Annotated in this window: 16 protein-coding genes and 2 tRNA genes; 9 read left to right on the top strand and 9 right to left on the bottom strand. The window is 56.2% G+C overall.

All coding sequences use genetic code 11. The features are described from left to right. Positions 1-9: 9 nt before the first annotated feature. On the bottom strand, positions 10-486 hold the full coding sequence (locus ACIQZK_RS01840; protein WP_397574648.1) for an Lrp/AsnC family transcriptional regulator: 477 nt from the start codon (positions 484-486) through the stop codon (positions 10-12). Between the two features lie 166 nt (positions 487-652). On the opposite strand from ACIQZK_RS01840, the gene ACIQZK_RS01835 reads away from it, so the two are divergent. From ACIQZK_RS01835 to ACIQZK_RS01825, 3 genes are all read left to right on the top strand, one after another. Beyond that, the gene (locus ACIQZK_RS01835; protein ID WP_397574647.1) at positions 653-2,287 is read left to right on the top strand and encodes a histidine kinase dimerization/phospho-acceptor domain-containing protein; all 1,635 of its coding nucleotides are present in this window, start codon (positions 653-655) and stop codon (positions 2,285-2,287) included. Between the two features lie 147 nt (positions 2,288-2,434). Beyond that, positions 2,435-2,511, top strand: a tRNA-Ile gene (locus tag ACIQZK_RS01830). Positions 2,512-2,578: 67 nt separating this feature from the next. Then, positions 2,579-2,655 (top strand) — tRNA-Pro (locus ACIQZK_RS01825). Between the two features lie 93 nt (positions 2,656-2,748). On the opposite strand, the gene ACIQZK_RS01820 is transcribed toward ACIQZK_RS01825, so the two are convergent. Both ACIQZK_RS01820 and ACIQZK_RS01815 read right to left on the bottom strand, forming a co-directional pair. Continuing rightward, positions 2,749-2,958, bottom strand: a complete 210-nt coding sequence (locus tag ACIQZK_RS01820) for a hypothetical protein (RefSeq protein ID WP_397574646.1) — start codon at positions 2,956-2,958, stop codon at positions 2,749-2,751. A 23-nt stretch (positions 2,959-2,981) separates the two neighbouring features. Continuing rightward, positions 2,982-4,379 carry a M28 family peptidase gene (locus ACIQZK_RS01815; protein ID WP_397574645.1) on the bottom strand — a complete coding sequence of 466 codons (1,398 nt, stop codon included), beginning with the start codon at positions 4,377-4,379 and terminating at the stop codon, positions 2,982-2,984. Positions 4,380-4,493: 114 nt separating this feature from the next. Between ACIQZK_RS01815 and ettA the strand changes: the two genes are divergently transcribed. Then, the gene (gene ettA / locus ACIQZK_RS01810; RefSeq protein WP_397574644.1) at positions 4,494-6,173 is read left to right on the top strand and encodes an energy-dependent translational throttle protein EttA; all 1,680 of its coding nucleotides are present in this window, start codon (positions 4,494-4,496) and stop codon (positions 6,171-6,173) included. An 82-nt stretch (positions 6,174-6,255) separates the two neighbouring features. Here the strand turns inward: ettA and ACIQZK_RS01805 are convergent, their stop codons facing one another. Genes ACIQZK_RS01805 through ACIQZK_RS01790 form a run of 4 tightly spaced genes read right to left on the bottom strand, consistent with a single transcriptional unit; the run spans position 6,256 to position 8,776 of the window. Then, on the bottom strand, positions 6,256-6,885 hold the full coding sequence (locus ACIQZK_RS01805; protein WP_397574643.1) for a pyridoxamine 5'-phosphate oxidase family protein: 630 nt from the start codon (positions 6,883-6,885) through the stop codon (positions 6,256-6,258). Further along, positions 6,882-7,505: a carbonic anhydrase gene (locus tag ACIQZK_RS01800; protein WP_397574642.1), complete on the bottom strand. Its 624-nt coding sequence runs from the start codon at positions 7,503-7,505 to the stop codon at positions 6,882-6,884. Before ACIQZK_RS01800 ends, ACIQZK_RS01805 begins: the two co-directional genes overlap by 4 nt. Continuing rightward, positions 7,505-7,816 carry a P-II family nitrogen regulator gene (locus ACIQZK_RS01795; protein WP_395635751.1) on the bottom strand — a complete coding sequence of 104 codons (312 nt, stop codon included), beginning with the start codon at positions 7,814-7,816 and terminating at the stop codon, positions 7,505-7,507. The genes ACIQZK_RS01800 and ACIQZK_RS01795 overlap by 1 nt, the downstream gene beginning before the upstream one ends. A gap of 3 nt (positions 7,817-7,819) precedes the next feature. Continuing rightward, on the bottom strand, positions 7,820-8,776 hold the full coding sequence (locus ACIQZK_RS01790) for a sodium-dependent bicarbonate transport family permease (RefSeq protein WP_397574641.1): 957 nt from the start codon (positions 8,774-8,776) through the stop codon (positions 7,820-7,822). A 78-nt stretch (positions 8,777-8,854) separates the two neighbouring features. Between ACIQZK_RS01790 and lipA the strand changes: the two genes are divergently transcribed. Together lipA and ACIQZK_RS01780 are read left to right on the top strand one after the other, a co-directional pair. Further along, complete coding sequence (lipA, locus tag ACIQZK_RS01785) at positions 8,855-9,781, top strand: lipoyl synthase (RefSeq protein WP_183940818.1); 927 nt, start codon at positions 8,855-8,857, stop codon at positions 9,779-9,781. An 8-nt stretch (positions 9,782-9,789) separates the two neighbouring features. Beyond that, entirely contained in the window at positions 9,790-10,248 is a 459-nt protein-coding gene (locus tag ACIQZK_RS01780; RefSeq protein WP_397574640.1) for a type II toxin-antitoxin system RatA family toxin, read from the top strand. Here the strand turns inward: ACIQZK_RS01780 and ACIQZK_RS01775 are convergent. Together ACIQZK_RS01775 and ACIQZK_RS01770 are read right to left on the bottom strand one after the other, a co-directional pair. Then, positions 10,212-10,724 (bottom strand): CinA family protein, encoded by a 513-nt coding sequence (locus tag ACIQZK_RS01775; protein ID WP_397574639.1) that lies wholly within the window; start codon positions 10,722-10,724, stop codon positions 10,212-10,214. The genes ACIQZK_RS01780 and ACIQZK_RS01775 overlap by 37 nt on opposite strands. Positions 10,725-10,726: 2 nt before the next feature. Continuing rightward, positions 10,727-11,869, bottom strand: coding sequence for a bifunctional 2-C-methyl-D-erythritol 4-phosphate cytidylyltransferase/2-C-methyl-D-erythritol 2,4-cyclodiphosphate synthase (locus tag ACIQZK_RS01770; protein ID WP_397574638.1), 1,143 nt, complete (start codon positions 11,867-11,869; stop codon positions 10,727-10,729). 82 nt (positions 11,870-11,951) lie between these two features. Here ACIQZK_RS01770 and dusB point away from each other — a divergent pair, with 82 nt between their 5' ends. The 3 genes from dusB to ACIQZK_RS01755 are packed head-to-tail and all read left to right on the top strand — an operon-like array spanning position 11,952 to position 15,460. Then, the gene (dusB, locus tag ACIQZK_RS01765) at positions 11,952-12,947 is read left to right on the top strand and encodes a tRNA dihydrouridine synthase DusB (RefSeq protein WP_324476654.1); all 996 of its coding nucleotides are present in this window, start codon (positions 11,952-11,954) and stop codon (positions 12,945-12,947) included. Between the two features lie 3 nt (positions 12,948-12,950). Further along, positions 12,951-14,042 (top strand): nitrogen regulation protein NR(II), encoded by a 1,092-nt coding sequence (locus tag ACIQZK_RS01760; protein WP_397574637.1) that lies wholly within the window; start codon positions 12,951-12,953, stop codon positions 14,040-14,042. Further along, positions 14,039-15,460, top strand: coding sequence for a sigma 54-interacting transcriptional regulator (locus ACIQZK_RS01755; RefSeq protein ID WP_397574636.1), 1,422 nt, complete (start codon positions 14,039-14,041; stop codon positions 15,458-15,460). The genes ACIQZK_RS01760 and ACIQZK_RS01755 overlap by 4 nt, the downstream gene beginning before the upstream one ends. Positions 15,461-15,463: the final 3 nt, after the last annotated feature.

The raw sequence follows: 15,463 nt of genomic DNA, 5'->3' as shown, positions 1-15,463 counted from the left end.
GCCCTTTTTTTATGGCATCGGTATTGGCACGCCCGGTTCGTCTTTTGCGGTGCGAATGGTCAGCGACGTTTTGACGCTGCTCACATTTGGCGCGGACGTTAGCTGCGATGTCAGAAATTCCTGAAATGACTGCAGGTCGCGCGCGACGATTTTCAGGATGAAGTCAATTTCGCCATTCAGCATATGGCATTCGCGTACATCGGGGAGCGCCCGAACATGCTGCTCAAACGCCTTCAGATCCTCTTCGGCCTGACTTTTTAAGCTGACCATCGCAAATACGGTGATTGTGTAGCCCAACGCGCTGGCATCCACATCTGCGTGATAGGACTTAATCGTGCCCGATTGTTCCAACGCGCGCATACGCCGCAAGCAGGGCGGGGCTGTCAGCCCAACCTTGGATGCAAGCTCCACATTGGTAATGCGACCATCAGCCTGCAATTCCGCCAAAAGCTTCAAATCTATCGCATCTAGGTTCATATTGGCCATGATCTTGTTATTTCCATTTCGATTATGCCCCCGCTTTATAATATAATTATATTATATTGCAATTGTCCCAAAGTGTGACGCCCCAATTTTGTCGCTTTCGCACGTCCTGATATCTGGTTATCCGGCGGCCACAGCACGGATAACATCGCATTGGGAGTTGCCGAATTTGCGCTTTGACGACCGCCTTGAAACCACTTTGCGTCAGGCGGACGATGGCAGCGTTGGCTTATATGCCAAATGGCAACAACTCGTGGATATGTTAGCGGAAAATTCGTCGGACTTTGATCCGGTCACGGTGGAATCCGGATTACAAAAAGTACGGCAGTTGATGGACATCATTCCCGCAACGCTGCGCGAACAATGTGTGCGTGGCTTGTCCGGGCGACTGCGTTCTGCACCTTTGATGTTGCTGCTGTCGGGCGATGTCCCGGCGGTTGCCGCAGCGGCGGTCCGTGGTGCGCGGCTAAGTGACACGGAGTGGGCAGATATCGTCCCCCATATGTCCACCCGTGCGCGCGAATATGTGCGCAACCGCAGGGACATTGGCCCCATGACGCTGCGTGCGCTTCGGCTATTGTCTTCGGCAGATTCCGCGCCCGCTTGCGACAAAAGCGAGGCTGAGACGGTCGCGCCTGCACCACAGGTTTTGCAAATCCGGGACATTGTTGAGCGCATCGAAAAATTGCGGATTGCGCGGGAACAGCATGATCCGGCTGAAACATCTGTTGAACCTTTAATCGAACAGCCCGTTTCCTTTGCCGAACCTATTGACCAAATACGCTTCGAAACCGACCAACATGGCACGATAAGCTGGATTGAGGGCGCGCCTGCGGGGGCGGTTGTCGGCGTGAATATCGCGGAACCCGCTTTTGACGCGGGGGCCGGACCAGATGCGTATGGCGCCGCTGCCTTTCGCCAAAAAATGCCGCTTGAAAATGCGCGCATGCGCCTCTGCGGCGCGCCCGCGATTGCCGGGGACTGGCGGATCAATGCGGTACCGTTTTTTGAACCTGCCAGCGGACGGTTCAACGGCTATCGCGGGATATTGCGTCGCCCCAATCTCGCTGAAGTCGCGCACATACCGGAAGGCGACACGCATGATGCGGAAAACATCCAGCAATTGTTGCACGAACTACGTACGCCGTTGGGCGCCATTATTGGCTTTTCCGAAATTATTGAACAGCAACTCTTTGGACCCGTGACCGAAGAATATCGCACAATTGCGGGAAATATCCTGCACGATGCCCAGCGCCTGCTGTCGGGTTTTGATGATCTTTCAACCGCTGCAAAAATTGAGACCGGAACCTATGTTACGGAGGTCGGTTCAACCGATTGCGATTGGCTTTCGCTTCGGTTGGCAGAGCGGCTCCGCGCGCTGAGCAACGTTTTGCAGGTAACCCTCAATTTGGAGCAGGCGCATCCTGTCCAGCCATTTGCGTTGGATAACCATCTGGCGGAACGTCTTTTCTCACGGCTATTGTCTGCCGTCATCATCGGCTGCGCACCGGGCGAGATCCTGGATGGTCGTTTCCGGACGGAGCCCGGTTTGAATGCGGTTAACCGGTTCGTGCTGACCTTGCCTAAAAAGCTGATCGACATGGACGAGAGCGAACTGTTCGGTTCCGGTCCGCTCGATGATTCTCATGACGCGCCATTACTTGGACTCGGTTTTTCGTTACGCCTGGTGCGGAACCTTGCGCGAAATGTTGGCGGAGATTTGCGTTTTTACAATCAAGCGCTGATCGTGTCGCTTCCCGCCGTCCATGACGGGCTAACCGGATTAAAAGACGAAGAGGGATAATGATATGGCGGAACAGCGATGTTCGGCCGACAAATGATGGCGGAAATTGCAAATGCGCGCCGATTTAAATCTTTTTGGGTGAGATAAAGGCTTGCAAGCGCGCCCAAAGTTCGGCTATCGGCGCGCATGCAGTTGGCGAGCCGGTCAGGGCCTGTAGCTCAGTTGGTTAGAGCTGGCCGCTCATAACGGCTAGGTCGGGGGTTCGAGTCCCTCCGGGCCCACCAGTTTCACTTTTGTGGAATTAGGCAGGCAGCCAGCCGCGCGGACATTGTTATACCAGTGATCCCATGTCGGGGAGTAGCGCAGCCTGGTAGCGCATCTGGTTTGGGACCAGAGGGTCGCAGGTTCGAATCCTGTCTCCCCGACCATTTCTTCGGAAAACTTTCAGAATTTGGCCGTTTGGGCGACCGGTATCGCTTTGCGTTCCGTGTGCTGCGTTGCCCGCGATATGTTGCGATGATTTACTGCGCAGCGCCGCCACTTGAATTGGCCGCGTCAATTTCAGCCTTTGCATCCGCCTCGATAAGCTTCGTTGCTTCTTCCGCGGCTTGTTCGATGGTCAGCTTTTGCTCGGCCAGTTCCTCTTTCTGCGTGTTCGCTGCCGTATCCGCCTCACCCGCCTTGTCTGCTTCGGTTGGGGCCGTGTCACCACAGCCCGCAACCATAAGCATGATGCCTAAGAAAAAGGCGTGTTTCAACGCGCTGCCTCTGGCTTCAATTCGCCGTCATAATTTGCAACGAGCGCCAAGGTCGCAACCCATGCCGCGACGTTTTGGCGCAATTCGGCTTTGTCGATCTTGTCGAGCGTATCATCCGGCGTGTGATGCAGGTCAAAATATTTTGTGCCATCCTGCTGCAGGTCAATGATGCCCAGTTTCTGCGCGGCAATTATCGCGCCAATATCCGCGCCGCCGCCAGCCAGTTCCTTGCGCGGAACCACGCCCAACGGGGCCAATGCCGAAACAATCTGACCGCGAAGCGCCGACGCGCTTTCGGGCAGGCGGAAATCGACGGCCCAGACTTTGCCCGCGCCGAAATCCGATTCCATGGCGAGGGCATGCGGCTCATTGGCGTGCTTCTCGCCATAATCCCGGCCGCCCCAAATGCCGACTTCCTCAGCGCCGGCCCACAACAGGCGCACGGTGCGCTTTGGTTGGCCCATCGATTGCAAATGCTTGGCCGCCGCCCCGATGATCCCGCAACCTGCGGCGTCATCAATGGCGCCAGTCCCAAGGTCCCAGCTATCGAGATGGCAGGCGATGACAATCATGGGAAGTTCGGGGTTAGAACCCTTAACCTCGGCCAGAACATTGCCCGAGGTCTGCATCCCGACATTTTTTGGGGTCAGCTTCAGCTTCATCCGCACCGGCTTGCCGCGTGCGATCATACGCTCCAGATTTTCCGCGTCGGGTATCGACAATGCGCCTGCCGGAATGGGCGTGACGCCGGGATCAAAGTTGGTGTTCCCCGTGTGCGGGTTACGATGATAATCGGTTCCGATTGAACGGATGACGATGGCCGCCGCACCCTTTTTCGCGGCGATGTTCGGTCCGACAAAGCGGGCAGGGCCAAATGCGCCATAGCTGCTGCCGTCCTGCGTTGCTTTCATATTGTGACTGACAAAGGCAATTTTGCCTTTCAAGCTGCCATCGGGCGCTGCGCGCAGATCATCAATCGTCGGGAAATATACGATTTCGGCTTCGAGACCGGCTTCGCCTGTGCTGCCGCTATTGCCCAATGCGGCTATCGCGAGTTTCTGCGGAAAGGGCGCGACGATGGATGCGGCTTCTTCGCCGCGCACCCATGTGGGCATCTGATATTCTTCGATGCGGACATTATCAAATCCGAGTGCCTTCAGCTTGCTGACCGACCAAGTGCGCGCGCGCGCTTCGGCTTCGGTGCCACCCTGCCGCGGGCCGATTTCGGTGGTGAGTCCTTCGACGATTTCATAAGCGAAACTATCACTCTGCAGAGCCTTGTCGCGGATCGATGCGACTGAAGCGCTGTCCGGCGACGCAGGTGCGCCCAGTGCGAGTGATGGCGAAAGGAACAGCGTGGAGGCTGCGGCGAGCAATAGGATGTTTTTCTTCATGCTTGGCAGGCTTAATCGCATCGTGCGGATTTGCAATCCCACCTTGCGGCGAAACGCGCAGATAGCTAGGGAAGCGGCCAAATCAAAAGTAATGCAACACAGGAATTAAAGCCCATGGCAGCCCAATATAGCTTCGTAATGAAGGGAATGACGAAAACCTTCCCCGGCGCAAGCAAACCCGTCCTCAACAACATCAATCTGCAATTCTATCCGGATGCAAAGATTGGCATCGTTGGGCCAAACGGTACGGGTAAATCCACCCTGATGAAAATCATGGCCGGAATGGATACAGAGTTTACCGGCGAAGCATGGCCCGGCGAACATATCCGCGTCGGCTATCTGGCGCAGGAGCCAGAGCTTGACCCGACCAAAACGGTCAAGGAAAATGTCATGGACGGCGTTCGCGCGGTTGCCGACCTTGTGGATCGTTTCAACGAGATTTCGACCATCATGGGCGATCCGCCCGAAGATGCCGACTTTGACGCGCTCATGGAAGAAATGGGCACGCTTCAGGAAAAGATTGATGCCGTCGATGGTTGGTCGCTCGATAGCCAGTTGGAGCTCGCCATGGACGCGCTGCGTTGCCCTCCCGGTGACAGCCCTGTCACCAGCCTTTCGGGTGGTGAAAAGCGCCGTATCGCGCTGACGCGGCTCTTGCTGGAAAAGCCAGACATCCTGCTGCTCGACGAACCGACCAACCACTTGGACGCAGAGTCCGTTGCATGGCTGGAAAAGCATTTGGTCGATTATAAGGGCAACGTCATTCTCGTGACCCACGATCGCTATTTCTTGGATAATGTCGTCAGCTGGATCCTTGAGCTCGATCGCGGTCGTTACTTTGTTTATGAAGGCAATTATTCGACCTATCTCGAAAAGAAGGCGAAGCGTCTGGAGCAGGAATCGCGCGAAGACGCGGGTCGTCAAAAGGCGATTAAGGACGAGCTGGAGTGGATCAGGCAAAGTCCAAAGGCCCGGCAAACCAAATCGAAGGCGCGTATTAAATCGTTTGACCAGCTGGTCGAGGCGCAGGAAAACCGGGCACCCGGCAAGGCGCAGATCGTCATTCAAATCCCTGAGCGTTTGGGCAGCAAGGTTATTGAGGTCAAGAATGTGACCAAGGCCTATGGTGATAAATTGCTCTTTGAAAATCTGTCCTTCACCATTCCGCAGGGCGGCATTGTGGGCGTTATTGGCCCGAACGGTGCGGGTAAATCGACTTTGTTCCGTCTTATCACCGGTCAGGAAGTTCCGGATTCGGGTGAAATCGAAATCGGCGAAACCGTCCGGTTGGGCTTTGTTGACCAGAGCCGCGATGACCTCGACCCCAACAAGAATGTGTGGGAAGAAATTTCCGGCGGCGCCGACTTTATGAAATTGGGCAAGCATGAAACGCCGACCCGCGCTTATGTTGGTGCGTTCAATTTCAAGGGTACTGATCAGCAGAAAAAGGTTGGTCTATTGTCCGGCGGTGAACGCAACCGCGTGCACATGGCGAAGATGTTGAAAGAAGGCGGCAACGTGCTTCTGCTCGATGAACCTACCAACGACTTGGACGTTGAAACATTGTCGGCACTGGAAGAAGCGTTGGAAAGCTTCGCAGGTTGCGCCGTGGTCATCAGCCATGACCGCTTCTTCCTTGACCGTCTTGCAACGCACATTTTGGCGTTTGAAGGCGACAGCCATGTCGAATGGTTTGAAGGCAACTTTGAATCCTATGAAGAAGACAAAATCGCGCGCCTTGGCGACGAAGCCACCCGCCCACATCGTGCAACCTATAAGAAGATGACGCGTTAATGGTTACATGAAGCGCCCCTCCTCTGCAACGCCACTGCAGCAGAGGAGGGGCGCTTTAGCCATTAGGATAGCGTGGCGCGGTTTAGGGAACCAGCCAGCTCCCAAGCCATAGATTTTGGGCCTGATCCCACTGCCATCGTGCACGCCGGTGCCCGGCATTGGCCAGATATAGCCATTCCATGCTGTCGACTTGAAACATCAAAGCCGCAAAATTGCGCCGGTAATCGGCCAATTGTTCTTCTTCCGGTTGTTTGCCTTCAATCCATTCGGGCAAACCTGATGACGGTTGCGCGATTGGCGTGCCGGGCGCCGCTTCGGCCATGTAACAGCGGCGGGCAAATGGCGTTGAACCGGACCATGCCATATCTGCTACATCGCCTTGCGCGGCAATATGCGCTCGACCGGATAGACGGATTTGCGCCTTTGCGGCGGGGTTATAGACCATAACACTGGCGGCCGCCTCTTGCTGCAGTTGCGCGGTTTTGTCCGACCGCGCGTCGGTATGAAAGCGCAAGGTCCGAAGATCACGCGACACCGCGCGCAGGATCATGATGCGCAATTGCGGCGTGCCGTCTGCATCAACGGTCCCGACGGTCGGTGTGTGTGCGGGGCTGTTCCGGTCCTTTACACCGGCTTCAACGACATTCCACGCTTCGTCAAAACTCGCGTCAAGATCGTTATAATAGGCTGGCAAGGCGACCTGATGGGTCATTGTACCTCAAACTGGTCGGTTTGGACATTCAGCACGTGGAGGTTGCCGTCGGCGATACCGAAATAGGCACCATGTAGCTTCAGCTGCCCGGATTGTTCGCGCTCTGCAATGAATGGAAATGTGCGCAGGTTTTTCAAACTCACGCGAATGGCGTCCAGTTCCAAATCATGTTGGGGGTCGTCGGATGCCGAAGCTAAAATCTTTTCGCGGGCAGGGCGGATAATGTCGACCCAGCCATCAATGAAGCTGTGCCCGCCGTGGCCGATATTCGCACCTTCTAACGACGCTTTAATGCCGCCGCACTGGGCGTGACCAAGCACGACAATGTGCCGCACCTCCAGCCCCATTACCCCAAATTCAATCGCCGCCGACACACCATGCAAGCCGCCGCCAATTTCATAAGGCGGAACAAGGCTTGCCACATTGCGCAACGCAAAAACTTGGCCGGGCTTTGTGTCGAACACGGTGGCAGGGTCGACCCTGCTGTCGCAGCAGGAAATGATCATGATGGGCGGCGCCTGACCATCATTTGCGAGTTCGTCATAGCGCGCTTTTTGGCGGACATAGGCATCGGATTTGAAACGGCGATATCCGTCTACCAGCACAGCAAATTCCGGCATTAAAATCTTTCCCCGCGCACAACCTGCACATCGCCGATGGTCAGCAGCATTCCATAGCTGTCGAGCAAAGGCGCAATCGCTTCAATCAATCCGGACGTTTTGGTCTCTGACGCGATGGCCAGCACGATGGTTTTGGCACTCGCGCCCGTGACATCATCCTGCTGCCATGCACCAGCGCGACCACCGCCAGAGTCGACATGGATGACGCTCCAGCCAGATATGTCGACCGCTTTCAATTGCGCGACAACCCGCGGCACAAGCGGCGTATCCACCAGAATTTCGATCCGCTTACGGCTGACAGTTTGAATCATAAATCATCCTATTGCTTTGGCGAATGCCGCAAAAATGCTGATGCCAAAGATGATGTTGAAAGGGAAGGTCACGCCAAGTGACATGCTGAGGTAAATGCCGGGGTCGGCTTTCGGCAGGGCAAGCCGCATCGCTGCCGGCACGGCGATGTAAGAGGCACTGGCTGCCAAGATGCCAAGCGCAGCGGCCGACGCCACGTCAAGACCGACCAATGTTCCAACAATGGTACCAATCGCCCCGTTTAACAAAGGTATGACAATAGCAAGGCTAACCAAGCGAAGGTTCATCTTGCGCGACTGCATGAGCCGCCGTGCGGCGATCAGCCCCATGTCCAGCAGGAACAAGCAAAGCACCCCGCGGAAGCCGGTATCGAACAGTGGCTTGATCGGTGCGAAGCCATCGCTGCCGGCAACAACACCAATGATGAAGCTGCCGACCAAAATCATCACCGAGGCATTGGTGAGCACTTCGTGCCATGGCGTCGCTGATTTTTCGCCCGCGTCCTTGTCGCCACGCCGCGCGAGCATGAGGCCCGAAATAATGGCGGGGGTCTCCATCAATGCAAGAACGGCGACCATATAGCCAGCCGGGCCGAGACCTTGGCCGGTGAGAATTTCCTTTGCGGTCACAAACGTCACCACGCTGACCGAGCCATAATGTGCGGCCACCGCGCCGGCATCGACTTTCGAAAGCCCGCCAAATTGCCGAAGCAAGGCGAATGCGATGACCGGCAAAAGAAAGCTGAGGGCAAGGCCTGCCAAGGCAGCAGCGGCCACTTCGGCAGTGACCCCACTGTTCGCAACCTCAACGCCGCCCTTTAAACCAATGGCGGCCATGAGATAGATGGACATGGCTTTTGCGAAGGCTTCGGGAATGCTGAGGTCGGATTTAAGTGCGGCAGCAATGAAGCCGAGGACGAAAAAGAGAATTACCGGCGACGTCAGTGTGTCGATTATCATCATAACCTCTTTGCGAATTTTGCAACCCATAGCAGGCAAGTTGCAGTTGGCAAGTTGGGGTGCGGCGGCTATTCGCACAACATGAACGTTCCGATATCGATACCCGAGCGCCCCGTGCGCGAACGCAAGCCGGACTGGATCCGCGTCAAAGCGCCTACTGGCGCGGGTTTTAACGAGACCCGCAAATTGATGCGGGACTTGAATTTGAACACCGTGTGCGAAGAGGCGGCTTGCCCAAATATCGGCGAATGTTGGACCAAAAAGCACGCAACGGTGATGATCCTGGGCGATGTGTGCACGCGGGCATGTGCCTTTTGCAACGTCAAAACCGGAATGCCGCGCGCTGTCGATCCGTTAGAACCGGAGCATGTGGCGATTGCTGCCGCGAAAATGGGCCTAGAACATATCGTCATCACTTCGGTTGATCGTGACGATTTACCCGACGGTGGCGCGAGCCAATTTGTGAAGGTGATCGAAGCGCTGCGTCGCAACACGCCCAACACCACAATTGAAATTCTGACACCGGATTTCCGGAACAAGGCACAAGCTGCGGTCGAGGCCATCGTTACGGCGCGGCCCGATGTGTACAATCACAATCTGGAGACGGTTCCGCGGCTTTATCCAACTATCCGGCCAGGTGCGCGTTATTACGCATCGCTTCGCTTGCTGGAGACCGTAAAGCGCCACGACCCCTCCATTTTTACCAAGTCGGGCGTCATGCTTGGCTTAGGTGAAGAGCGGATGGAAGTGCATCAGGTCATGGATGACATGCGCAGCGCAGACATCGACTTCCTGACGATGGGCCAATATTTACAGCCAACGCCCAAGCACACCAAGGTGATGGATTTTGTAACGCCAGCGGCATTTGACGCTTATGCGGCCATTGCTCGTGCCAAGGGCTTCCTTCTGGTTGCAGCCAGCCCGCTCACACGGTCCAGCTATCACGCGGGCGATGATTTTGCGAAAATGCGCGATGCGCGCGCGGCGCAATTGGCCAAAAAGCGGTAACAGCCCCGATGCCGCATCATCACGAACGCCGCCATTTGCCGCATAGTGCGGAACAAATGTACAGTCTGGTGGCCGATGTGGCGCGCTATCCCGAATTTTTGCCGTGGGTCAGCGCCATCCGCATTCGCAAGGATGAAGAGGACGAAATGCTGGCGGACATGATTGTCGGTTTCAAATCGCTTCGGGAAACCTTCAGCAGCCGGGTCGTCAAAACGCCGCATTCGTCGATTGTCGTCGATTATCTTGATGGCCCCATGAAGCATTTGCACAACGCTTGGACCTTTGAAGATGTCGCGGGCGGCGGATCGATTGTGGATTTCACCGTCGATTTTTCATTCCGCAACCGTGTGTTTGAGGCACTAGCCGGACAGTTTTTTGATTCAGCCCTGCGCAAAATGACGACGGCATTCATTGACCGTGCGGACGAACTTTACGGGGCAGGCGGCAGCAAAAGCTCAAGCGCATAAAGCGTTGCAAAGGCGCGGATATCCGCGCGGCTTTTATCTTCGCCAAACGCTTTTTTATCGCCGACAACGTCTTCGGGATTTTGCCCTTTCAACGCGACTGCAAAAACGACCGTGCCCACGGGCTTGTTCACCGTTCCGCCGTCAGGACCAGCCACGCCGCTGATCGCCACGGCAATGTCTGCGCCACTTTTCTTTAACGCGCCCTGCGCCATCGCCCATGCGACCGCGACCGACACAGCGCCAAAGGTGTCGATGATATCTTCATTGACGCCCAGCATCGTCATTTTGGCTTCGTTGCTATATGTCACATAGCCAGAGCCCAATATGGCGCTGCTGCCGGGGACTTCGGTGATGGCTGCAGTCACCAGTCCACCCGTGCAGCTTTCAGCAACAGCCACAGTGCGGCCAGCGGCCTTGTTTTCGGCAACAACACGCGCCGCCATTTGCGCGATATCGGCGGGTAAAACGGTTTCCATAATCAATATTTCTCAAAAGTAGCTGTGGCTTGCGCAGCAATGCCTTCGCCGCGGCCTGTAAAACCCAAGTTTTCGGTGGTTGTTGCCTTTACCGATATACAATCAACATCAACAGCCATTATTTCGGCCAGCCGTTGCCGCATCTGTCCCCTGAAGGGGCCAACCTTCGGGCGTTCGCAAATGATGGTCACGTCAGCATTGGCGAGTGCATAGCCCTCGTCGCGGGCGAGCTGCATCGCATAGGCCAGAAACCTGTCTGATGATGCACCGCGCCATTGTGGGTCCGTCGGCGGAAAATGGTCGCCAATGTCGCCCTTGGCTATGGCGCCCAAGATTGCATCGGTGAGCGCATGCATGGCCACGTCCGCATCGCTGTGCCCCGCAAGACCCTTGTCATGCGGAATGAGCACGCCGCACAGCCACAGTTCCGCATCGGGAACAAGGCGATGCACGTCAAATCCATTGCCACTGCGAAATGACGGCATAGTCGATCCTGCAAAATCGGTTGAAAAGGTGAATTTGTTGAGCGCTTCTGATCCCGGAACAATGCGGACCTGCCCACCACGGGCCATAAGCATGCGGGCGTCATCGGTTGGCTCGTCGCCGGCCCAAATTTCGTGCGCGGCGAAAATATCGGCGAAGGCGAAGGCCTGCGGTGTTTGAATGCGCCACAAATGTTCGCGGTCAACGGTTTCGGACAGATTTTGGTCGCCTCTGGAAAGGCTATCGACAACGGGCAGGGCAGGAACAGCCCCGGGCGCTTCGTCGAGTGCTTTGATTAAATCGTCAATGACCGTGCCGGGCAGAAAGGGCCGCGCGGCGTCATGGATCAATATCTGGTCGGCACCCCCATCGGCTGCAATCGCCTTCAAGCCCAAATGCACGCTTTCCCGGCGTGTCGCGCCGCCCTGAACAAAGATTGCTGCGGGTAAGCCGCGCAGTGCTGCCGAAGCCTCTGCCTCTTGGCCCGCGCCAATGGCCACATATACCTTGGAAATCGACGGATGCGCGGACAGCGCTTCGTAGCTGTGCCGCAGCATGGGTTTGCCGCGTACCGGGCGAAATTGTTTGGGGATATCTCCGCCCACGCGACTTCCAGAGCCAGCGGCAACAATGAGCGCAACGGTGATGGGTTTAGATACCATAGCCGCGCTCTAGCGACAGCACACTTGCCCGCCAAGCCGAAAGCGGGTAACGGCCTGCCTAAATTTTAGGCAAGTTTTGAAAATGCAGCTGAAACCTATCCAAATCGGCAATATTGAAATCAATTGTCCCGTCATTTTGGCGCCGATGACGGGCGTCACCGACATGCCATTCCGCAAAATCGTCCGGCAATTTGGTTCAGGCTTAAACGTGACCGAGATGATTGCGAGCCAAGCAATGATCCGCGAAACGCGCCAGAGCATCCAAAAATGCGAATGGGATGCGATTGAAGAGCCTGTGTCGATGCAGTTGGCTGGCTGCGCGCCATATGAAATGGGTGAGGCGGCAAAACTGAACGAAGACCGCGGCGCAGCGATTATCGATATCAACATGGGTTGCCCCGTCAAAAAGGTGGTGAATGGCGATGCAGGCTCTGCATTGATGCGCGATTTGCCGCTGGCGGCCAGCCTTATCGAGGCAACGGTGAAGGCGGTGTCCGTGCCGGTTACCGTCAAGATGCGGATGGGCTGGGATCATGGCAGCCTGAACGCACCTGAACTTGCCCGTATCGCCGAAGACCTAGGCGCAAAGATGATCACCGTCCACGGCCGCACACGCAACCAGATGTACAAGGGCTCAGCTGATTGGGCATTTGTGCGCAAGGTGAAAGACGCAGTATCGCTACCGGTCATCGTCAATGGCGACATTTGCACCATCGAAGACGCGCGCAATGCGCTTGAACAAAGCGGTGCCGATGGCGTGATGGTCGGTCGCGGCGCTTATGGGAAACCCTGGCTCTTGGGCCAGATGATGCATTGGTTCCGGACGGGGCAGACGATTGCCGACCCCGACATTGATGCCCAGTTCCACCTGATCATGGACCATTATCGCGCCATGCTCGATCATTATGGCGGCGAAGTTGGCCTGCGCATCGCGCGCAAGCATATTGGTTGGTATACCAAGGGGCTGAATGGTTCTGCTGAGTTTCGCAATTTCGTGAACCGTATCGATGACCCAGATGTCGTTATTGACGAGTTGACACGCTTTTACGAACCGTTCCTGACGCGGTCGGCCGCCTGATAGATGTCGCAAAACGTGCATCGCCCCGAATATAGCCAAATGCTGGCAAGTATTGCGGTGCCGGTGCTTTTGATCTCGCCTGATCACCTCATCACTTATGCGAACGATGCGAGCGAAGCCTTTTTTGGCCGAAGCCGCAGAAGGCTTGAGGGGCACCGTATCGACGAAGCGCTGATCTTCGAAAGTGAACGGATGAATGCGGCTCTGCTCGCGCGTGAGGGCGACATTTCTGCGCAGGATATGGAGCTTAAAACACCTTATGGTGTGATCATGGTTGATATCAACATATCCGCCGTGGCTAAAGAGCCTGATTGGCGCATCGCCGTCATATCACCGCGCAATGGTGGCCGCGAACATATTGGGGACCAGCGCGACGCGGGTCAGCAACAGGCCATGGGCGCGCCTGCGATATTGGGGCATGAAATCAAAAACCCGTTGGCGGGCATAAAGGGCGCGGCACAATTGCTGGCACGTCAGGTCGATGAAAAAAGCCGCGCGTTGACCGAGCTTATTGTCAACGAGGTGGACCGCATCGCCCGCTTGCTGGACCAAATGCAAAAGCTTGGGCGGTCGGAGCGGCCTGAATTGGCGCCGGCGAATATCCATTTGTTGATTGAGCGCGCCATTCGTTCGCTGCGTGCGGCCAACCGCGCTATGCCCGAAATTTCCATCAATTATGACCCGTCGCTGCCCGATGTATATATCGATGCCGACGGGATGGTTCAGGTGCTCATCAACCTTTTGCAAAACGCGATTGATGCGCTGCACGGGCGTCTTGATGGCGTGATCGGCATTTCGACGCGCTATGTCATGAGCGGTGCGCTGCGCGACACAGACATTGACCGGCGCGCCATTAAATTGCCGGTTGAAATCGCGATATCCGACAATGGCGCGGGCGTGCCTGATCATATTGTCGACGAGCTGTTTTCGCCATTCGTAACGACGAAACGTGACGGGCAGGGGCTTGGCCTCGCCATCGTACGCAAGCTTGTGCAGCAAATGAACAGCCGGGTCTTGTTCGAACGCGATCATGCCATTGGGCAAACCACATTCCGGCTTTTGCTTCCGGTAGCTTCAGGGAAGGCAAGCGAATGAAGCCAGCTAAGGTTCTTATTGTCGAAGATGACGCGTCCATCGGGCTCGTCGTGTGTGCCGCGCTTGCGGCCGAGAATATCGAAACGCAAATATGCGATACCGTGGCGGCGCGCGATGCGGCACTTGCCAATGGCCATTTCGACCTGATGCTGACCGACGTCGTGTTGAAAGACAGCGATGGGCTGTCCACACTGAAAGAGATATTGGCGAATACGCCCGACATGCCCGTCATCATCATGTCAGCACAAAACACGTTGGAAACAGCCGTGCGCGCCAGCGAGATTGATGCGTTTGAATATTTTCCAAAGCCGTTTGATCTCAACGACCTTGTCCTGGCGGTGAAGCAAGGCATCGAAAAACGCCGCTCGACCGCGTCTGACCCGTTTGAGGCGTTAAGCGAAGCCAATCTGCCGATGATTGGACGCAGTGCCGCGATGCAGGATGTGTACCGCATGGTGGCGCGTCTGTTGCGGAATGACCTATCGGTCCTGATTTCGGGGGAAAGCGGCACGGGCAAGGAACTGGTGGCCGAAGCGATCCACAATCTGGGGCACCGCAAAACCGGCCCCTTTGTCGCGGTCAACATGGCGGCGATCCCGAGCGAGTTGATTGAGGCAGAGCTGTTTGGTCACGAAAAGGGCGCATTTACCGGGGCCGTTGGCCAATCCATTGGCCGGTTTGAACAGGCCCAGGGCGGCACATTATTCCTCGACGAAATTGGCGACATGCCGATGCACGCACAAACGCGGCTTTTGCGCGCGCTGCAAAGCGGTGTCATCAGCCGTATTGGCGGGAAAGCGAGCATTCGCCTTGATGTCCGCATTGTCGCGGCGACCAACCAGAACTTGGCCGCCTTGATTGAAAAGGGCGGGTTTCGTGAGGATCTGTTCTACCGCCTGAACGTCGTGCCCATTGAGATGCCCCCGCTGCGCGACCGCACCGAAGACATTGGCCTGCTTGCGCAGCATTTCTTGATGATGGCGGCAAAGGACGGTCTGCCCATGCGCAAAATTGACGATGGGGCTGTTGGGCAATTGATGGCAATGCCTTGGCGCGGGAATATCCGCGAGTTGAAGAACCTTATTTATCGCCTAGCATTGTTGTGCCGGGAAGATACGATCACCGAAAGCACGATCCACCAGTTCGTGGAGCCTGCGCATGATGTTGATCCGCCGATCCAAGGTGCCAGCTTCGAAGCCGCTGTTGCGCAATTCCTGCGCGACCAGAGGCAACGTGGGAATCTCCGCGAGAAACTATATCCGCGTGCTTTGGCCCAGTTTGAGATCCCGTTGCTCCAGCATGTGATGAAGCAAGTCAAAGGCAATCAGCTTAAGGCCGCAGCTTTGCTTGGCATCAATCGTAATACGTTGCGCAAAAAACTGACCGATTACGGGATTGGTCCCGCCGGGGGTCGCTAGAAC

It is taken from the genome of Sphingorhabdus sp., from assembly GCF_044338195.1.
GTDB lineage: Bacteria > Pseudomonadota > Alphaproteobacteria > Sphingomonadales > Sphingomonadaceae > Sphingorhabdus_B.
The sequence above is the reverse complement of the archived record's forward strand: the minus strand, read 5'-3'. Positions and strand labels throughout refer to the sequence as shown.